A 16,355-nucleotide genomic window follows, 5' to 3' on the forward strand; every position below is an offset into this window, starting at 1 on the left:
CGCCGGAAGCGATGTCAGGCCGCCTGGCGGCCGCAGCAGAGCTTGTACTTCCTGCCGCTGCCGCACGGGCAGGGGTCGTTGCGGCCAAGCTTGGGGCCTTCGCGGCGGACGGTCTCGACCCGCATGGCCTGCGGCGTGGTGCCGGCCTTGCGGAAGGGCCTGAAGAACTCGTGGATGTCGGCGACGTCGGCGATCATCTGGTCGATCAGCGCCTCGCGCTCGCGCCGGCCGAGCTTGCGGGCGGCCGCGGGCGCGTCGTCGTCGAGCGTGGCGGCGAGGGTCTCCACCGCATCGAGCGCGTCGGAGAACTCGTCTTCCTCGATCATCGCCTCCCAGCCTTCGGGGCGCATTTCCACGCCGCGCAGGAAGCCGACGGCCCAGGCCACGCCATCGGGCTGGCCGTGCTCGTCGTGAGCCAGCACCGGCGCATAGTCTTGCGCGGCCAGCGCCGACTCGACCTGCAGGCGATGCCGCTCGATCAGCCCGAGCAATTCGGCGGGCGCACTGCCGGCGCCCTCGGCGTCGTCGGGAAGACCGAGGATCTCGGGGAGGTATTCCTCAGGGGGCACGACCTCGGCGCCGCAGGCGAGCGCGGCAAGGAAGCCGTCGAGCTCCTCGACGATCATCGCGTCGCCATTACCCAGTGAATCGAGCAGCGCGTCGAGCCGGTCGTAGTCGGCCTCGGCGAGCGGCGCCTGGCCTGGTTTCGTGGGGTTTTGCATCCGACAATCTTACGCGCGCCTGACGGAATGCACATGACGGGCATCGTTCAGAATGGGGTCTCGGCGACACCACGAAGGAGGACAGGCATGGGCAGACTGGCAGGCAAGCGCGCGATCGTGACCGGCGCGGGCAGCGGCATCGGCAGGGCGAGCGCCTTGCGCTTCGCGCAAGAGGGCGCGCGGGTCCTGGCGATCGACCGCAGCACCGACGCGGTCGAGGAGACCGCCGCCATGGTGCGGGCCGAAGGCGGCGACGCGATCGCGATGGCCGCCGACGCCGGCGACGAGGCCTCGGTGAAGGCCTATGTCGCCCGCGCGCTCGAGGCCTTCGGCGGGCTCGACGTGGTCTACGCGAACGCCGGCATCAGCGGCGGCGACGTCCCGCTGTTCGAGCAGGACGTCTCCCTCTGGACCGAGATCCTGCGGGTGAACCTGATCGGCCCCTTCCTGGCGATCAAGCACGCCGGCCGGCACATGGTCGGGCAGGGACGCGGTGCGATCGTCTGCACCGCCTCGGTGGCCGGCCTGCGCTCGAACGCCGGCGGCAGCCCCTACAGCGCCAGCAAGGCCGGCGTGATCAGCCTGGTGCAGACCGCCGCCAACTCGATGTGGGGCAGCGGCGTGCGGATCAATGCGGTGTGCCCGGGGCTGATCGAGACCGGAATGACGAAGCCGGTCTTCGAGTACGCCCGCGCGCGGGGCAGCGAGGACAAGCTCGGCCAGCTGAACCCGCTGCGCCGCTACGGCCTGCCGCACGAGATCGCGGCCATGGCGGCCTTCCTGGCAAGCGACGACGCCTCGTACGTGAACGGCCAGGCGATCGCGGTCGACGGCGGCCTGACCAGCACCCTGCCCTTCGCGAAGCGGCTGCGCTGAGGGCGGGCGGCCCGATGCGCGCTCAGGCGGCGGGTTTCAGCCGCTGCAGCTCGAGGTCGACGCCGCCCGAGTCGTCGCCGAACCAGATCCGGCCGTCCTGGATGCTGACGCTCAGGCGCATCGAACGCCGGGCCAGGCCGGCCAGGGCGGCCGAGGCGTCGCGCGGCACCGCCGCGACGTCGAGGTTGGCGTTGCGCGCCAGCGCCGAGGCGTTCTGCGACCACCAGACCTCGGTCTTGGCGCCGCCGTAGGCGAGCACCGACACCCGCTCGGCGCGGCCGCAGGCGCGCCGGATCCGGCGCTCGTCGGGCCAGCCGACGTCGATCCAGTGGACGATCGCGCCGGTATCGTCGCGCTGCCAGAGGTCGGGCTCGTCGTCGGTGGACAGCCCGCGACCGAAGGCGAGGTCCTCGTCTGCGAACAGCGCGAAGGCGAGCAGCCGCACCATCATCCGCTCCTCGGTCTCGGAGGGATGCAGCGCGACGGTGAGCTCGTGGTCGGAATAATGGCCGCGGTCCATGTCGGCGATGGACAACGCGGCCTTGTGGATCGTGGAGCGAAGGGCCATCGGCGGAATGTACCGCAACCGCCCTTCGGCGATCCGAGCGGGGCCGGTCGCCCGGCCCGTGGCGCCCTCCCCGGGCTCAGACGCGCGGACCGGCGTCCGGACCGTAGAGGTCGGAGCGTTCGGCGGGGCCTTGCCGGCCCTCACGTTTGCCGGCCCTGCGCTCCTCCATGCGCGCCATCCGCTCGCTGAACTTCTGCCGCTGCTCGGGGGTGAGCACCTGGTAGAAATCGTTGGCGGCCCTGGCGCGCTGGGCGGCCATTTCGGCGGAGGCCTTGGCGGCGCGTTCGGCGAGCGCGCGGGCCTTGGCCTCGTCGTATTCGGCCGAGAAGCCGAGGGCGCGCAACTCGCGGCGCGCCTCGCGCATGGCCTTCGCCTGCTCCTGCATGGCCGGCGCATTCGCCTTGCGCAGCTCGGCCAGCTTGCCGCGCTGTTCCTCGCTCAGCTGCAGGTCGGCCATGAAGCCGCGCTCGCCGTACATTCCGTGCTTGCCGTGGTGATGGCCGTGCTTGTGCATCATGCCCGCGCGCGGACCGTCGGCGCACCGCTCGCCGCCGCCCCAGGCATGGGCGACCATCGGGGCCGCAACCGCAAGGGCGCCGGCCAGGGCCAGGCCGGCAACAAGTCGCTTCTTCATAGTCTGATCTCCGTTCGAAGGAATCGGGGGGCGCAAGCCGGGGCAGCGCCGCCGGGGCCCTGCGGGAAGAGGATCGCCCCGCATCGGGCCACGGACGCATCGTGCCGGAGCGTCTCGTTTACCGGGGTTCGGGTTGTGTAAACGATCGTAAAGTGCGTCGCGGGGCCGAGCGGCGCCCGACGGGCCGCGGCTATCATCGGCGCAAAGAGATGCCCCGATGACCCCACCCAGAGTCCTGCTCGTCGACGACGACGTCGAGCTCTCGACCCTGCTGGCCGAGTACCTGGCCCGCGAGGGCTTCGACGCCGAGACGGCCCCCGACGGCGAGGCCGGCGCGCGCCGGGCGCTGGACGAGCCCTTCGACATCGTCGTGCTCGACGTGATGATGCCCGGCATCGACGGCATCGAGGCACTCAGGCGCATCCGCGCGCGCAGCCCGGTGCCGGTGCTGATGCTCACCGCGCGCGGCGACGACATCGATCGCATCCTCGGGCTGGAGCTCGGGGCCGACGACTACGTGCCCAAGCCCTGCACGCCACGGGAGCTGGCCGCGCGCCTGCGCGCGATCCTGCGGCGCAGCGCCCCGCGCGAGGGCGCGCCCGACGGGCCGGTCGCGAGCGGACCGCTGCGGCTGTGGCCCGGCTCGCGTCGCGCCACCTGGCACGACGCCCCGCTGTCGCTGACCGGCACCGAGTTCGGCCTGCTCGAGATCCTCGCCCGGAATGCCGGCCGCGTGGTCGACAAGGCCGAGCTGTCCGAGACGGCGCTCGGGCGGCCGCTCGGCCGCTTCGATCGCAGCATCGACGTGCACGTGAGCAGCCTGCGGCACAAGCTCGGCCCGCGCGACGACGGCAGCTCCTGGATCGAGACCGTGCGCGGCCGCGGCTACCAGTTCGTGCGCGATCCCGAGTGAGGCTCCCGCGATGAGCTTCCCGGGCCTGTTCTGGAAGCTGTTCCTGGGCTTCTGGCTCACCCTGATCGCGGCCGGCGTCGCGGTCGGCACCGCGGTCTGGCTGTACCAGCAGCAGCGCGACCCCCGGCCGGAGACGGCCCTGTCGGCCGGACCGCGCGCCGAGATCCTGGTGCGATCGGCAGCCGCCACGCTGCGCTACGGCGGCGAGCCGGCGCTGCGCGCGCTGCTCGAGGCCGAAGCAGGAGACGCCGGCGCAGCCGCCCGGGTTCACGCGATCGACGACACGGGCCGCGAGCTGCTCGGTCGCGCAGTGCCGGCCGATGCGGTGGCGCGGGCGCGGGCGCTGGCGGCCACCGAGGACAGCGGCAGCCGCGGCGCCGGCAGCGGCCCCATGCCCGGCGGACGCGCGGTCCGCGGCGTGCGCCTGGTCGAGACCGCGGAAGGCCGGCGTCTGCTGCTCTTCGTGCCGCTGGCCGACGGCAACACCGGCAGGCGCGCCGAGTCGCCGCGCGGCGGCCCGCCCGGCCGCCGGGCCCAGCCCCCGCCGCCGGCGCTGGGCATCGCGATCGGCCTGCTGGCCAGCCTCGCGTTCAGCGCCCTGCTTGCCGGCTACCTGACCCGGCCGATCCGCCACCTGCGGCGCGCCTTCGCCAACGCCGCCGACGGCCGGCTGGACACCCGTGTCGCGCCGCTGATGGGCCGGCGCCGCGACGAGATCGCCGGCCTGGGCGAGGACTTCGACCGGATGGCCGAGCGGCTGCAGAAGCTGATCGTGTCGCAGCGCAGACTGCTGCACGACGTGTCGCACGAACTGCGCTCGCCGCTCGCGCGCCTGCAGGCCGCAGTCGGCCTGGCGCGCCAGGACCCCGAGCGGACCGCGGCGATGCTCGACCGGATCGAGCGCGACACGCAACGCCTGGACACGCTGGTCGGCGAGCTGCTGACGCTGGCCCGGCTGGAGGCCAACGCCGGCGATGCCGCCCGCCAGGAAGTCGAGCTCGGCGAGCTGCTGCAGGAGATCGTCGAGGATGCGCGCTTCGAGGCGCAGTCGCGCGGTCGCGACGTGGCGCTCGACGCGCCGGCCGCGCCGGTCACGGTGGCGCGCGCCCAGCCTGAGTGGCTGCAACGGGCCCTCGAGAACGTGATCCGCAACGCGGTCCGGCACACCGCTGAGGGCAGCACGGTCGAGGTCGCCCTGCGCGCCGGGACGCAGGCTGGCCGGCACGCGGCGGCCCCCGCCGAGGGAACGCGTCGGTACGAGCCGGAAGCCGCGATCACGATCGTGGTCGCCGACCGCGGCCCCGGCGTGCCCCCCGATCAGCTCGACGCGATCTTCGAGCCCTTCCACCGCGGCAGCGGCAGCGCCGACGGCCACGGCCTGGGCCTGGCGATCGCGCGCCGCGCGCTGGCGGCCCACCACGGCACGATCGCGGCGGCCAATCGCACAGGCGGCGGGCTCGAGGTCACGATGACCCTGTCCGCAGGCGGCTGATTTTCGCGCGTGTCGTCTTGCCTCTATGCTCGAAGGTTTTCCGCTCTTCGCAAGGAGTCAGCCACGATGAAAGCAGCCTGGTACGAAAAGAAGGGCGCCGCGCGCGAGGTGCTGCGCGTGGGCGAGCGGCCCGACCCGCAGCCCGCCGCCGGCGAGGTGCGGGTGCGCATCCGGATGTCCGCGGTCAACCCGTCCGATACCAAGAGCCGGGGCGGCTTGCGCGTGAAGGAAATGCCTTTCCCGGTGGTCGTTCCGCACCAGGACGGCGCCGGCGAGATCGACGCGGTCGGCCAGGGCGTCGATCCCGGCCGGATCGGCGAGCGCGTCTGGGTCTACGAGGCCAACCTCGGCCGCCCCTTCGGCACCGCGGCGCAGTACTGCTGCGTGCCTGCCCACAAGGCGGTGCGCCTGCCCGACCGCGTGGGCTTCGACGTGGGCGCCTGCATGGGCATCCCGGTCATGACCGCCCATCGCTGCGTGTTCACCGACGGCCCGATCGCCGGCAAGACCGTGCTGGTGCAGGGCGGCGCCGGCGCGGTGGGCTACTACGCGGTGCAGGTCGCGAAGCTCGGCGGCGCGGCGAAGGTGATCGCCACCGTCAGCCGCGACGAGCAGGCCCGGCGCGCCCGCGAAGCCGGCGCCGATGCGATCGTGAACCGCAAGACCGAGAACGTGGTCGAGGCGGTTCGCAGGATCTGCGGCGCCGACACGCCGCTCGACCGCGTGATCGAGGTCGCCTTCGGCGCGAACCTGGCCGACGACATGGCCCTGCTCGAGCCGAGCGGCGTGATCGCGACCTACGCGTCCGATGCAGTTCCCGAGCCCGCCGTCCCCTTCTGGCCCATGCTTGCCAAGGACCTCACCGTGCGCTTCGTGCTGGTCTACGCGATGCCGCAGGCCGCGCACGACGAGGCCGCCGGCTGGATCTCGGAGACGCTCGCCGAGGGCCGGCTGAAGCACCAGTTCTACAAGACGTTCTCGCTCGACGAGATCGCCGCGGCGCACGAGGCGACCGAAGCCATGGCAAACGTCGGCAAGGTCCTCGTGGCCATCGACTGAACGCTGCGGCGGTCCCCGGCGACGGGCCGGCGCTGTGTGGCGACGTTCACCCGAGCCGGCAAGCGGCAAGCCCGTCGCAGGGAAGCACCGCGCCGTTCAGGCAATCGCCGGTTTCGGAGCCCGAAGAGGGCGCAGCAGGCCGGCCCCGCTTGCCCGCTTGAGCAGCCACAGCACGATCGCGGCGTTGACGACGTTCCATGCGATCCCGTTGACGAAGGCGGCGTCGTAGGAGCCGGTCAGGTCGAAGATCGCGCCGGACAGCCAGCCGCCCAGGGCCATGCCGACCATGGTCGAGGTGATCACCAGGCCCACCCAGGTGCCGGCGAGGCGGGGCGAGAAGTACTCGCGCACGATGATCGCGTAGGAGGGCACGATGCCACCCTGGAACAGGCCGAACAGGATCGAGATCACGTACAGCGAGCCCAGCGTGTCGAAGGGCAGGAACAGGATCAGCGCGATCGTCTGCATGACCGAGCCGAGCAGCAGCGTGCGCAGGCCGCCAATGCGGTCGCAGATCATGCCCGATATCAGGCGACTGACGATGCCGAAGCCCAGCATCAGCGACAGCATCTCGGCGCCGCGCGCCGGACCGTAGCCCAGGTCGGCGCAGTAGGCCACGATGTGGACCTGCGGCATCGACATGGCCACGCAGCAGGCCACGCCGGCGATGCACAGCAGCGTGAGCAGCGCGCGCGGGGTCATGCCGAGCGGGCGCTCGGCCGAGTGCCCGGTGCCCGCGGTACGGGCCACCGCCTGCACCGCGGCCTTTGCCGCCTCGGTGTCGGTGAGCGGCAGCGAGGTCGCCAGCGGTCGGGGCGCGCGCAGCATCAGGGCCAGCGGCAGCATCGTGGCCAGGCAGAAGATGCCGATGCCGATGTAGGTGTTGCGCCAGCCGTAGTCCTCGACGAAGGCCTGCACGACCGTCGGCCAGATCGCGCCGCCCAGGTAGTTGCCGGCCGCGCAGATCGCCACCGCGATGCCGCGCCGGCGCAGGAACCAGAACGAGGTGTCGGCCATCAGCGGCGAGAAGGTCGACGAGCTGCCCAGGAAGCCGATCACCGCACCCTGCAGGATCGCGAAGGTGAGCAGGTTCGGCGAGAAGGCGGCAGCGACGAAGCCGACCGACAGGGCCACCGCGCCGAGCACCGCGGGAACGAGGATCCCGAAGCGGTCGGCCAGCCGGCCCATCATGATCCCGCCCAGACCGAAGCCGATCATCGTGAGCGTGTAGGGCAGCGAGGCCTCGCCGCGGGCCACGCCGAATTCGGCCTGCACCGACGGCAGGACCACGACGACGACATACATTCCGGCCGCGCCGATCGTCATCAACGCGAGGTTGATGCCCAGGCGGAACCAGGCGTAGCGGGAGTCGACTTCGTGCTGCATCGGCGGCGGTCTCCTGACGCCGGCGGGCAGGCCATGGAGCAAGCCCGTGCCGGCCGATCCGCCAGTCTAGTCCGGCGCGCTGCGCGCCGCCCGCGCGGCGTTCCGCGAATCGCTCAGGGCAGCATGTCGCTCAGGGCAGCGCGTCGCCCGGAAACGCCGGCGCCACCGGGTCGAGCTGCGCCAGCACCGGCGCGGTCAGGAAGCGGCTGCGAGCGCCCCAGACGTGCCGGTCGCCCCAGCGCTGCTGGCCGGTCACGTAGAAGGCCTTCGGCTCGAGCAGGTAGAGCGCGTCCCGCGCGCGGGTCGCCGCGACGTAGAGCAGGCGCCGCTCCTCCTCGATCGCCAGCGCATCGCCGGTCGCGTACTCGTTCGGGAAGTTCCCGTCGGTCACGTTCAGCACGCAGACCGCATCCCACTCCTGCCCCTTGGCCGAGTGCACGGTGGACAGGTTGAGCCAGTCCTCGTCGCGCAACGGTTCGCCCGCCAGGTCGCCGGCGGCCTGCGGCGGATCCAGCGCCAGCTCGGTGAGGAAGCGCTCGCGCGTGCCGAAGCGGGTGGCGATCGCCGCGAGCTGCTCGAGGTCGTTCGCGCGCACCGCGGCGTCGTCGTGCCGGCGCTCGAGAAGCGGCCGGTACCAGGCGAGCAGCGGATCGAGCTGCCCCGAAGGCCAGCGGGTGGAAGAATCCGCCAGCGCGGCCATCAGCGAAACGAAGCCGGCCCAGGCATCGCGGGCCGCCGCCGGAGCCTCGAAGCCACGCAGCGCGTCGACCAGCGCGTCGACCAGCGCGCCCTCCCGCACCCGCTCCAGGCAGCGCTGTGCGTTCGCCGGCCCGAAGCCGGGCATCAGCTGCAGCGCGCGAAAGCCCGCCAGCAGGTTGCGCGGATGCTCGGCCCAGCGCAGCACCGCCAGCAGGTCCTTCACGTGGGCGGCGTCGAGGAAGCGCAGGCCGCCGTGCTTCACGTAGGGCACGTTGCGCCGGACCAGCTCCACCTCGAGCAGGTCGCTGTGGTGCGCGCTGCGGAACAGCACCGCCTGGCGCTTCAGCGGCATGCCTTCCTCGCGGTGACGCAGGACGGTGTCGATCACCCAGTCGGCCTGGGCGCGCTCGTCGGCCACGGTGACGAGCTGCGGCCGGGCGCCGCCGCCGCGGTCAGCCGACAGGGTCTTGGGGAACTTGCGGGCCGCCTCGGCCAGCAATGCATTGGCCAGGTCGAGCACCGGCTGGACCGAGCGGTAGTTCGTTTCCAGCGTCACCTGCCCGGCCGGCGGGTCGAAGCTGGCCGGGAAGTCGAGGATGTTGCCGACGTCGGCGCCGCGAAAGGCGTAGATCGACTGCGCATCGTCGCCCACCACGGTCAGCCCCTGACCGTCCGGCTTCAGCGTCCGCAGGATGCGGGCCTGCAGCGCATTCGTGTCCTGGAACTCGTCGACCAATACCTGGTCGAATTTCGCACGCAAGCGAGCGCTGACTTCATGAATGCCCATCGCCCGCTCCCATTCGAGCAGCAGGTCGTCGTAGTCGAGCACCGCGTTGTCGCGCTTGCGCCGCGCGTACTGCGCGAACAGGGTCTCCAGCTCCGCGCGCCAGTCGGCGCACCAGGGCCAGCCCTGCAGCACCCGGTCCAGCGGCCAGCCGGTGCTGGCCTGCAGCGAGTGGATCGCCAGGCAGGCTTCCTTGCGCGGGAAGCGTTTCTTCGTGGCCGAAAAGCCGAGCTCGTGGCGGATCGCGTCGATCAGGTCGGCGGCGTCGCCGCGGTCCAGGATGCCGAAGGCCGGGTCGAGCCCGATCGCCCCGGCGTGCTCGCGCAGCAGGCGCGCCCCGACGGAGTGGAAGGTGCCGGCCCAGGGCAGGCGGATGGCAGCGGCGGCGGGCAGGGGCCGCCCGGCCCGTTCGGCCAGCGCCCTGGCCACGAGCCGGCCCGCGCGCCGGGTCATCTCGGCTGCCGCCCGCCGGCTGAAGGTGAGCAGCAGGATTCGCTGCGGGTCCACGCCCGCCATGACCAGGTGCGCCACGCGATGGGCGATGGTCAGCGTCTTGCCGGTGCCGGCCCCCGCGATGACGAGCAGCGGCGGGGAACGGAACCGGCCGTCGGGCCCGGTCTCGCCCCAGCAGGCGGCACGGCGCTGGGCGTCGGTCGCCTCGACGGGGGCGCGCGGACGCGCCCCCGTCGAGGCGGATTCAGTGACTTCGACGGACATGGTCGCGAGTCTATCGCGACTACTGTGGATTCATCCACGAGCCGGCGCCGCGCCCGTCCGCCCGGCCGCGGCGCCGGGTCGCGCCGCTTAGAATCGGTCTCCCGACACGCACAGGAGACCCCGATGCCCGCCACCATCGCCTTCATCGGCCTCGGCGCAATGGGCGCGCCGATGGCCGCCAACCTGCTCGATGCCGGCTTCACGGTCCGCGCCTTCAACCGCAGCCCCGGGAAGGCGAAGCCGCTGGCCGACAAGGGCGCCACGGTCTGCGCCTCGGTGGCCCAGGCGGTGACGGGCGCGGACTTCGTCGTGTCGATCGTCGCCGACGACGAGGCCACCCGCCAGGTGATGCTCGGCGCCGACGGCGTCGTGGCCAATGCGGCGCCGGGCACGGTGATCATCGACTCGAGCACCAACACGCCGACGATGGTCCGCGAGGTCGCCGAGGCGGCGCGGGCCCGCGGCATCGAGCATCTCGATGCGCCGGTCTCGGGCAGCGTGCCCCAGTCGCGCAACCGCGAGCTGGTCTTCATGGTGGGCGGCGAAGCCGGCACGCTCGAGAAGGCGAAGCCGGTGCTCGCCGCGATGGGCAAGATGCAGGTGCACTGCGGCGGCAGCGGCGCCGGCGCCACGATCAAGCTGGTCAACAACATGCTGTCGGGCTCGCTGAACGCGGCGCTCGCCGAGGCGCTGTCGGTCGCGATAGCGGCCGGGGTCGACCCGGAGGCGGCGCAGCAGGTGCTCAACGAGGGGGCGGCCGGCTCTCGCCTGACCCGGAACAAGATCCCCAAGATCCTGTCGCGCGACTTCACGCCGCAATTCCAGATCGGGCTGATGGAGAAGGACCTTCGCTACTTCCTCGCGCTGGCGCAGCAGGTGGACCGGCCGGCGCCGATCACCTCGCTGGTCCGCAGCCAGTTCCAGGCGGCTCGCCGCGCGGGGCTGGGTTCGCTCGACGTGAGCGGGGTCTACCTGCAGGCGAGCGGCGAGATCGCGCAGAAGGGCGATGCCGGGGTCCCCGCAGGGAAGGCCGGCTGATGCTGAAGGCGATCGCCGACTTCTTCGAGCGCCAGCTCGGCGGCAGCGGCGCCGGCGCGCGCGGACAGCACACGATCGAGCTGGCCACCGCCGCGCTGCTCGCCGAAATGGCGCGCATCGACGGCGAGATCGAACCCGCCGAACGCGAGGCGGCGCTGAAGGCCGTGCGCGAGAAGCTCGGCCTGAGCGCGGCCGAAGCCGACCAGTTGTTCGATCTGGCCGAGCAGGAGGCTCGCCAGGCCACCGACTACTTCCAGTTCACCTCGCTGATCAACCGCCATTTCGACGCCGACCAGAAGATGCGCGTCATCGAGCTGATGTGGCGGGTGGCGATGGCCGACGGCGACATCGACGCGCACGAGCGCCACCTGATCCGGCGCATCGCCGACCTGATCCACGTTCCCCACGCCGACTTCGTCCACGCGCAGCGACGCGCGCAGGAGAGCCTCGGCGACGCCGCCCATGACTGAGTTTCGCACTGCCCTCGACCCCGTCCTCTCGCAATCGATCGAAGCCGGCGAGGTGCCTGGCATCGCCGCGCTGGTCGTCGACCGCAAGGGTGTCCTCTACGAGAGCGCCTTCGGCCTGCGCACCCTCGGCGAACCGACACCGATGTCGAGCGACACCGTGGGCTGGATCGCGTCGATGACGAAGGCGATCACCGGCGCGGCGGTGATGCAGGCCGTGGAGCGCGGCCTGCTCGAGCTCGACGCGCCGGCCGCACGCGTGGCGCCCGAGATCGACACGATCGGCGTGCTCGAGCGCTTCGAGGCCGACGGCACGCCCCGCTTTCGTCCGCCGAATCGCCCGGTCACGCTGCGCGACCTGATGACCCACACCGCGGGCTTCAGCTACGAGCGCTGGAGCGACGAGGTCTGGCGCTGCCACCAGGCGCTCGGCATCCCGGCCAACAGCACCTGCAAGCTGGCCATGCTGCGCTCGCCGCTGATGTTCGACCCCGGCACACGCTGGGAATACGGCATCGGCATCGACTGGGCCGGCCGGCTGCTCGAGATCGCGAGCGGCAGGAGGCTCGGCGACTGGATGCGCGACGAGATCTTCGCACCGCTGGGCATGCGCGACAGCGCCTTCCGGATCACGCCCGGCATGCGCGCGCGGCTCGCGAAGATGCACCAGCGCGATGCCGCCGGCACGATCGCCCCGCTGCCCGACTTCGAGATTCCGCAGGAGCCCGAGTTCGAGATGGGCGGCGGCGGGCTGTATTCCACCGCGGCCGACTACGCGCGCTTCCTGCGGATGATCCTGAACCACGGCGAGCTCGATGGCGCGCGCGTGCTGCGCGCGGAGACCGTGGCGCAGATGTCCGCCGACCAGATCCCCGGCCTGGAAGTGCAGCCGCTGCGCACGCAGGTGCCCGCGCTGTCGGAGGACGCCGAGTTCTTCCCCGGCCTGTCCAAGGGCTGGGGCCTGAGCTTCATGATCAACCGGGCGGATGCGCCGACCGGCCGCCCGGCCGGCAGCCTGGCCTGGGCGGGCCTGAGCAATTGCTACTACTGGATCGACACGCTCAACGGCATCGCCGGCGTGTTCGTATCGCAGCTGCTGCCTTTCGCCGACCGGATGGTGCTGCCACGCTTCCTGGCCTTCGAATCCGCGGTGTATCGGGCGATGAACGACAGGCGTATTGCCGCATAGACCCATATTCCCATATGATGTCGATCGTGAAGACCACGATCGACATCTCCGACGACCTGCTTCGCCGTGCCAAGCAGGCCGCGCTCGAGGGCAACACCACGCTTCGCGCGATCATCGAGGCCGCGCTCGAGCGCGCGCTCGGGCCCACGCCGTCCGCATTGCCGCCGCTGCGCACGCCGACCTGGCCGCTGGCCGCAGCCGGCGCCCCAACGCTCGACCCCGCGGCGCTGCGCGAGATTCTCGACCGCGAGCGCGAGGGCCGCGCCGACGACCCCGAGCGCTTCGCGAAGCGCTTCGGCTTCACGCCGCCGGGGCGCAAGTGATCGCAGTCGACACCAACCTGCTCGTCTATGCGCACCGCAGCGACGCGCCGGCCCACGCGTCCGCGCAGGCCGCGCTGTCGCGCCTTGCCCGCGACCCGGGCGGCTGGGCGATCCCCTGGCCCTGCGCCCACGAGTTCCTCGCGGTGGTCACCGGCCGCGCCTTCGGCGAATGGCGCACCCCGCTCGACCTCGCACTCGAAACCTTGCATGCCTGGCTGGCCCATCCGGGCTGCCGCCCGATCGGCGAGACCGCGCGGCACGCCGAAATCCTGGGCGCCCTGGCCAGCCGGGCCGGCTCGACCGGCGGCGCGACCCACGACGCGCGGATCGCCGCGATCTGCATCGAGCATGCCGTCGAGGAGTTCTGGACCGCCGATCGCGACTTCAACCGCTATCCCGATCTGCGCACGCGCAACCCCTTGATTCCCACGCTGCACGAACCGGCGCCGGCGCGGCGCTGAGCGCTTGCGCAGCCAGGCCGCGCAAGCCGGGGCGGACGGCTACGGCGCCTGACGCGCCCGCGTGTGCGCGGCCCGCGCCTCGAGCTTGGCCGCAATCCGGTCCGGGTCGCGGGCCATCTGGTAGCCGAACCACAGGCTCTCGGCGATCCGTTCCGCCAGCTCGTCGGCGCGCTCGCGCATTGCCGCATTGTCCATCTCGGCCGTGGTCTCGCGGAACAAGGCCAGCCAACGCTGGAAGAGCGCCGGTTCGAGGCCCGGCAGGGCCGCGTGCTTCGGCATCGGCGTGCCGCGATAGCGCGCCGTGCCGCGCAAGGTGGACGACCAGAAGTCGACCATCTTGCCGAGGTGGTGGTCCCAGTCGGTGATCCGCGCGGCGAAGATCGGCCCGAGCAGGGCGTCGTCGCGCACCTTCGCGTAGAACGCGTGGACCAGGTGGCGGATCTCGTCTTCGGTGCAGAGGTCGGGATTGAACATTGCGCTCCGGGGGAAGACGACCCGTTCGGGCCGTCGGCCGCAAAGCTTCATATTCTATCGATCTTTCGAACCCGGGCCGACCGCGCCCGCGCCCACCAGCGTCCCGAGCCGTTCCGGAGGAATGCCCCAGTCGACGGCCAGGCCGCCGCCGCTGGCGCCGGGCTTCTCCGGGCCGCGCGGAAGATCCGGCGGCGTGCGCGAGAAGCGCGGGGCCGGCATGCCCTGGACGACGCCATCGATCTCCCCGTAGGTGCCGCGCGCCCGGTTGTGCGGGTGCGAGGGCGCCTCGAGCGGGTCGAGCACCGGCGCGAAGCAGGCGTCGCTGCCCTCGAGCAGCTCGCACCACTCGCGCCGGGTGCGCTTGCGGAAGATCGCGGCCAGCTGCGCCTTGGCCTGCGGCCACTTCGAGCGGTCGTCGAGATCGGGCAATGCCTCGGCCTCCGGTCCGAGCCTGGCGAGCAGCACGTCGCGGAAGCGATGCTCGATCGGCGCCACCGACACGTAGCCGCCGTCCGCGCACTCGTAGGCCTCGTAGTAGGGCGCGCCGGAGTCCAGCGTGTTGGTGCCGCGCGGCCCGTTGTGCAGGCCGCCGCCGAGCAGGCCATAGAGCGCCGTCATCAGCACTGCGACGCCGTCGACCATCGCCGCATCGACGACCTGTCCCTTGCCCGAGCGCTGCGCCTCGAGCAGCGCGCAGGCGATGCCCCAGGCCAGGAACATCGTGCCGCCGGCGTAGTCGCCGAGCAGGTTCAGCGGCGGCGTCGGCGCCGCGCCCTCCCGGCCGATCGCGTGCAGCGCACCTGCGAGCGCGATGTAGTTCATGTCGTGACCGGCCGCCTTCGCGAGTGGCCCGTCCTGGCCGAAACCGGTCACCCGCCCATAGACGAGCCCGGGGTTCAGCGCCAGGCATTCGTCGGGGCCGAGTCCCAGGCGCTCCATCGTGCCGGGCCGGAAGCCCTCGACCAGCACGTCGGCCTTCGCGATCAGCTCGCGGGCCAGCGCGATCCCCTCGGGATGCTTGAGGTCGACCGCGAGCGAGCGCTTGCCGCGATTGGCCAGGTCGAGGTGATACGGTCTCGGAACGCCCAGGTCCGTCTGCTCGAGCCGGTCGAGCCGCAGCACCTCGGCGCCCATGTCCGACAGCAGCATCCCGCACATCGGCGCCGGCCCGATGCCGGCGAACTCGACGACCCTGATGCCGGCCAGCGGCCCTTTCCTCGTCATCTGGCGAACTCCCTCGTTGCCATGCTCTCACGACTCCGGCTCGCGCACCGCGCGCGCCAGCGCGTCCCGGAACTGCGGCGCGGCGATCGCGATCAGCCGCCGCGCGCGCTCGTCGAGATCGCAATGCCTCAGGTCGGCCACGCCCCACTCGGTGGCCACCAGGTCGACGTCGCTGCGGGTGACGGTGGCGGTGGCCGAAGCCAGTGTCGGCACGATCCGGCTGCGCCGGCCATCGCCGGTCGTGGCCGGCAGCGCCAGCACGGCGCGACCGCCGGCAGAATGGCGCGCGCCGCGCACGAAATCGTTCAACCCGCCGACCCCACCGCGGGGCACGCCGCCCAGCATCTCGGCATTGGCCTGGCCACTCAGGTCGACCTCGAGCACCGAGTTGATCGCCCAGAGCCGATCGATGCTCGCGAGCGTGGCCGCGCCGTGGGTGTAGACCGCCGGCCGCACCTCGAAGGCGGGATTGTCGTCGACATGCCGGCGCGCGCGCGCCGAGCCGCCGACCAGGTTCGTCACCGTGATGCCCGCGTCGATCGTCTTGCGCGCATTGGTGACCACGCCGGACTCGATCAGCTCGATCGCCCGGTCGCCGAGCAGCCCGGAGTGCAGGCCCAGCTCGCGATGTCCCGCGAGGCCGGCGAGCAGCGCGTCGGGCAGGTTGCCGATGCCGGTCTGCAGCGTGGCGCCGTCGGGAATGATCTCGGCGAGGTGGCGCGCGATCCGGGTCTCGAGCTCGCCGGCTGCCGCGTCGGAGCGGATCTCGAGCGGCGCGCAGGCCGCCTGCACCGCCAGGTCGATCCTGAGATCCGCAGGCACCTCGGCCCCGCGCGTCCACGGCGCATCGGGGTTGATCTCCGCCACCACCACGCGCGCGCGGCGCGCGGCCGCCACGACGTAGTCGTTGGCCAGTCCGAAGCTCAGCCCCCGGCCCGCTCGGGAGGGCGCAAGCTGGATCAGCACGACGTCGGCGGGCCGCATGCCCGAGGCGAAGGCGGGCTCGAGCTCGCTGTAGTGCGTGGGCACGATCCGCAGCAGGCCGGCCGAAGCGAGCGAGGCGGCGCGGCCCATCGCGCCGTACGAGCAGAAGCGCAGCCCCTCGGCCTTCGCGGGCGAGAAGGTGTCGGAGAACAGCGTGCCGACGAACACGTCGACGCCGCCCAGCCGCTCGCGCTGCTCGACCAGCGCGCGAGTCAGCGTGAGCGGCTCCGCGGCCACCTGCCCGCAGACCACGCAGTCGCCGGGGCGGATCCACTGCGCAAGGTCAGGCACGCCGGGGCGCACCGGCACGACGTCGGGACGACTCAAGGGGAGGGCTCCTGCATC

The 16,355-nt window shown here is 72.3% G+C and carries 17 protein-coding genes; 9 read left to right on the top strand and 8 right to left on the bottom strand.

All coding sequences use genetic code 11. From position 1 onward, the window contains the following. Positions 1 to 14: 14 nt before the first annotated feature. A complete protein-coding gene (locus tag FHP08_RS12640; RefSeq protein WP_147705134.1) occupies positions 15 to 722 on the bottom strand; it encodes a UPF0149 family protein in 708 nt (235 codons plus the stop codon). 87 nt (positions 723 to 809) lie between these two features. Between FHP08_RS12640 and FHP08_RS12645 the strand changes: the two genes are divergently transcribed. Then, positions 810 to 1,598, top strand: coding sequence for an SDR family NAD(P)-dependent oxidoreductase (locus FHP08_RS12645; RefSeq protein WP_147704845.1), 789 nt, complete (start codon positions 810 to 812; stop codon positions 1,596 to 1,598). 22 nt (positions 1,599 to 1,620) lie between these two features. On the opposite strand, the gene FHP08_RS12650 is transcribed toward FHP08_RS12645, so the two are convergent. Both FHP08_RS12650 and FHP08_RS12655 read right to left on the bottom strand, forming a co-directional pair. Then, positions 1,621 to 2,166 (bottom strand): YaeQ family protein, encoded by a 546-nt coding sequence (locus FHP08_RS12650; protein ID WP_147704846.1) that lies wholly within the window; start codon positions 2,164 to 2,166, stop codon positions 1,621 to 1,623. Between the two features lie 76 nt (positions 2,167 to 2,242). Further along, entirely contained in the window at positions 2,243 to 2,800 is a 558-nt protein-coding gene (locus tag FHP08_RS12655) for a Spy/CpxP family protein refolding chaperone (RefSeq protein WP_187272286.1), read from the bottom strand. Between the two features lie 217 nt (positions 2,801 to 3,017). Between FHP08_RS12655 and FHP08_RS12660 the strand changes: the two genes are divergently transcribed. The 3 genes from FHP08_RS12660 (at position 3,018) to FHP08_RS12670 (ending at position 6,264) form a co-directional block, all read left to right on the top strand. After that, positions 3,018 to 3,713, top strand: a complete 696-nt coding sequence (locus tag FHP08_RS12660; RefSeq protein WP_147704848.1) for a response regulator transcription factor — start codon at positions 3,018 to 3,020, stop codon at positions 3,711 to 3,713. Positions 3,714 to 3,723: 10 nt separating this feature from the next. Next, a complete protein-coding gene (locus tag FHP08_RS12665; RefSeq protein WP_147704849.1) occupies positions 3,724 to 5,205 on the top strand; it encodes a sensor histidine kinase in 1,482 nt (493 codons plus the stop codon). Positions 5,206 to 5,271: 66 nt separating this feature from the next. Further along, positions 5,272 to 6,264: an NADPH:quinone reductase gene (locus FHP08_RS12670; protein ID WP_147704850.1), complete on the top strand. Its 993-nt coding sequence runs from the start codon at positions 5,272 to 5,274 to the stop codon at positions 6,262 to 6,264. A gap of 96 nt (positions 6,265 to 6,360) precedes the next feature. Here the strand turns inward: FHP08_RS12670 and FHP08_RS12675 are convergent, their stop codons facing one another. Together FHP08_RS12675 and FHP08_RS12680 are read right to left on the bottom strand one after the other, a co-directional pair. Next, the gene (locus FHP08_RS12675; protein WP_147704851.1) at positions 6,361 to 7,650 is read right to left on the bottom strand and encodes an MFS transporter; all 1,290 of its coding nucleotides are present in this window, start codon (positions 7,648 to 7,650) and stop codon (positions 6,361 to 6,363) included. A 130-nt stretch (positions 7,651 to 7,780) separates the two neighbouring features. Continuing rightward, positions 7,781 to 9,850 (bottom strand): ATP-dependent helicase, encoded by a 2,070-nt coding sequence (locus FHP08_RS12680; protein ID WP_147704852.1) that lies wholly within the window; start codon positions 9,848 to 9,850, stop codon positions 7,781 to 7,783. A 123-nt stretch (positions 9,851 to 9,973) separates the two neighbouring features. On the opposite strand from FHP08_RS12680, the gene FHP08_RS12685 reads away from it, so the two are divergent. Genes FHP08_RS12685 through FHP08_RS12705 form a run of 5 tightly spaced genes read left to right on the top strand, consistent with a single transcriptional unit; the run spans position 9,974 to position 13,328 of the window. Next, positions 9,974 to 10,888, top strand: coding sequence for an NAD(P)-dependent oxidoreductase (locus FHP08_RS12685; protein ID WP_187272287.1), 915 nt, complete (start codon positions 9,974 to 9,976; stop codon positions 10,886 to 10,888). Then, positions 10,888 to 11,358, top strand: a complete 471-nt coding sequence (locus tag FHP08_RS12690) for a tellurite resistance TerB family protein (protein WP_147704854.1) — start codon at positions 10,888 to 10,890, stop codon at positions 11,356 to 11,358. Before FHP08_RS12685 ends, FHP08_RS12690 begins: the two co-directional genes overlap by 1 nt. Further along, entirely contained in the window at positions 11,351 to 12,544 is a 1,194-nt protein-coding gene (locus tag FHP08_RS12695; RefSeq protein WP_147704855.1) for a serine hydrolase domain-containing protein, read from the top strand. The genes FHP08_RS12690 and FHP08_RS12695 overlap by 8 nt, the downstream gene beginning before the upstream one ends. A gap of 26 nt (positions 12,545 to 12,570) precedes the next feature. Beyond that, complete coding sequence (locus FHP08_RS12700) at positions 12,571 to 12,867, top strand: hypothetical protein (RefSeq protein WP_147704856.1); 297 nt, start codon at positions 12,571 to 12,573, stop codon at positions 12,865 to 12,867. Next, positions 12,864 to 13,328, top strand: coding sequence for a type II toxin-antitoxin system VapC family toxin (locus FHP08_RS12705; protein WP_147704857.1), 465 nt, complete (start codon positions 12,864 to 12,866; stop codon positions 13,326 to 13,328). The genes FHP08_RS12700 and FHP08_RS12705 overlap by 4 nt, the downstream gene beginning before the upstream one ends. A gap of 39 nt (positions 13,329 to 13,367) precedes the next feature. Here the strand turns inward: FHP08_RS12705 and FHP08_RS12710 are convergent, their stop codons facing one another. Genes FHP08_RS12710 through FHP08_RS12720 form a run of 3 tightly spaced genes read right to left on the bottom strand, consistent with a single transcriptional unit; the run spans position 13,368 to position 16,337 of the window. Then, positions 13,368 to 13,802, bottom strand: coding sequence for a group III truncated hemoglobin (locus tag FHP08_RS12710; RefSeq protein WP_147704858.1), 435 nt, complete (start codon positions 13,800 to 13,802; stop codon positions 13,368 to 13,370). 54 nt (positions 13,803 to 13,856) lie between these two features. Next, entirely contained in the window at positions 13,857 to 15,026 is a 1,170-nt protein-coding gene (locus tag FHP08_RS12715) for a CaiB/BaiF CoA transferase family protein (protein ID WP_147704859.1), read from the bottom strand. A 27-nt stretch (positions 15,027 to 15,053) separates the two neighbouring features. Further along, on the bottom strand, positions 15,054 to 16,337 hold the full coding sequence (locus tag FHP08_RS12720; protein ID WP_222707886.1) for an acetyl-CoA hydrolase/transferase family protein: 1,284 nt from the start codon (positions 16,335 to 16,337) through the stop codon (positions 15,054 to 15,056). Positions 16,338 to 16,355 lie beyond the last annotated feature (18 nt).

The organism is Zeimonas arvi (assembly GCF_008039575.1).
GTDB classification, from domain to species: Bacteria; Pseudomonadota; Gammaproteobacteria; order Burkholderiales; family Burkholderiaceae_E; genus Zeimonas; species Zeimonas arvi.

Bases quoted from the DNA above. Each gene is read 5' to 3' on its own strand.
- FHP08_RS12640 (WP_147705134.1), bottom strand. From the start codon at position 722: ATGCAAAACCCCACGAAACCAGGCCAGGCGCCGCTCGCCGAGGCCGAC.
- FHP08_RS12645 (WP_147704845.1), top strand. From the start codon at position 810: ATGGGCAGACTGGCAGGCAAGCGCGCGATCGTGACCGGCGCGGGCAGC.
- FHP08_RS12650 (WP_147704846.1), bottom strand. From the start codon at position 2,166: ATGGCCCTTCGCTCCACGATCCACAAGGCCGCGTTGTCCATCGCCGAC.
- FHP08_RS12655 (WP_187272286.1), bottom strand. From the start codon at position 2,800: ATGAAGAAGCGACTTGTTGCCGGCCTGGCCCTGGCCGGCGCCCTTGCG.
- FHP08_RS12660 (WP_147704848.1), top strand. From the start codon at position 3,018: ATGACCCCACCCAGAGTCCTGCTCGTCGACGACGACGTCGAGCTCTCG.
- FHP08_RS12665 (WP_147704849.1), top strand. From the start codon at position 3,724: ATGAGCTTCCCGGGCCTGTTCTGGAAGCTGTTCCTGGGCTTCTGGCTC.
- FHP08_RS12670 (WP_147704850.1), top strand. From the start codon at position 5,272: ATGAAAGCAGCCTGGTACGAAAAGAAGGGCGCCGCGCGCGAGGTGCTG.
- FHP08_RS12675 (WP_147704851.1), bottom strand. From the start codon at position 7,650: ATGCAGCACGAAGTCGACTCCCGCTACGCCTGGTTCCGCCTGGGCATC.
- FHP08_RS12680 (WP_147704852.1), bottom strand. From the start codon at position 9,850: ATGTCCGTCGAAGTCACTGAATCCGCCTCGACGGGGGCGCGTCCGCGC.
- FHP08_RS12685 (WP_187272287.1), top strand. From the start codon at position 9,974: ATGCCCGCCACCATCGCCTTCATCGGCCTCGGCGCAATGGGCGCGCCG.
- FHP08_RS12690 (WP_147704854.1), top strand. From the start codon at position 10,888: ATGCTGAAGGCGATCGCCGACTTCTTCGAGCGCCAGCTCGGCGGCAGC.
- FHP08_RS12695 (WP_147704855.1), top strand. From the start codon at position 11,351: ATGACTGAGTTTCGCACTGCCCTCGACCCCGTCCTCTCGCAATCGATC.
- FHP08_RS12710 (WP_147704858.1), bottom strand. From the start codon at position 13,802: ATGTTCAATCCCGACCTCTGCACCGAAGACGAGATCCGCCACCTGGTC.
- FHP08_RS12715 (WP_147704859.1), bottom strand. From the start codon at position 15,026: ATGACGAGGAAAGGGCCGCTGGCCGGCATCAGGGTCGTCGAGTTCGCC.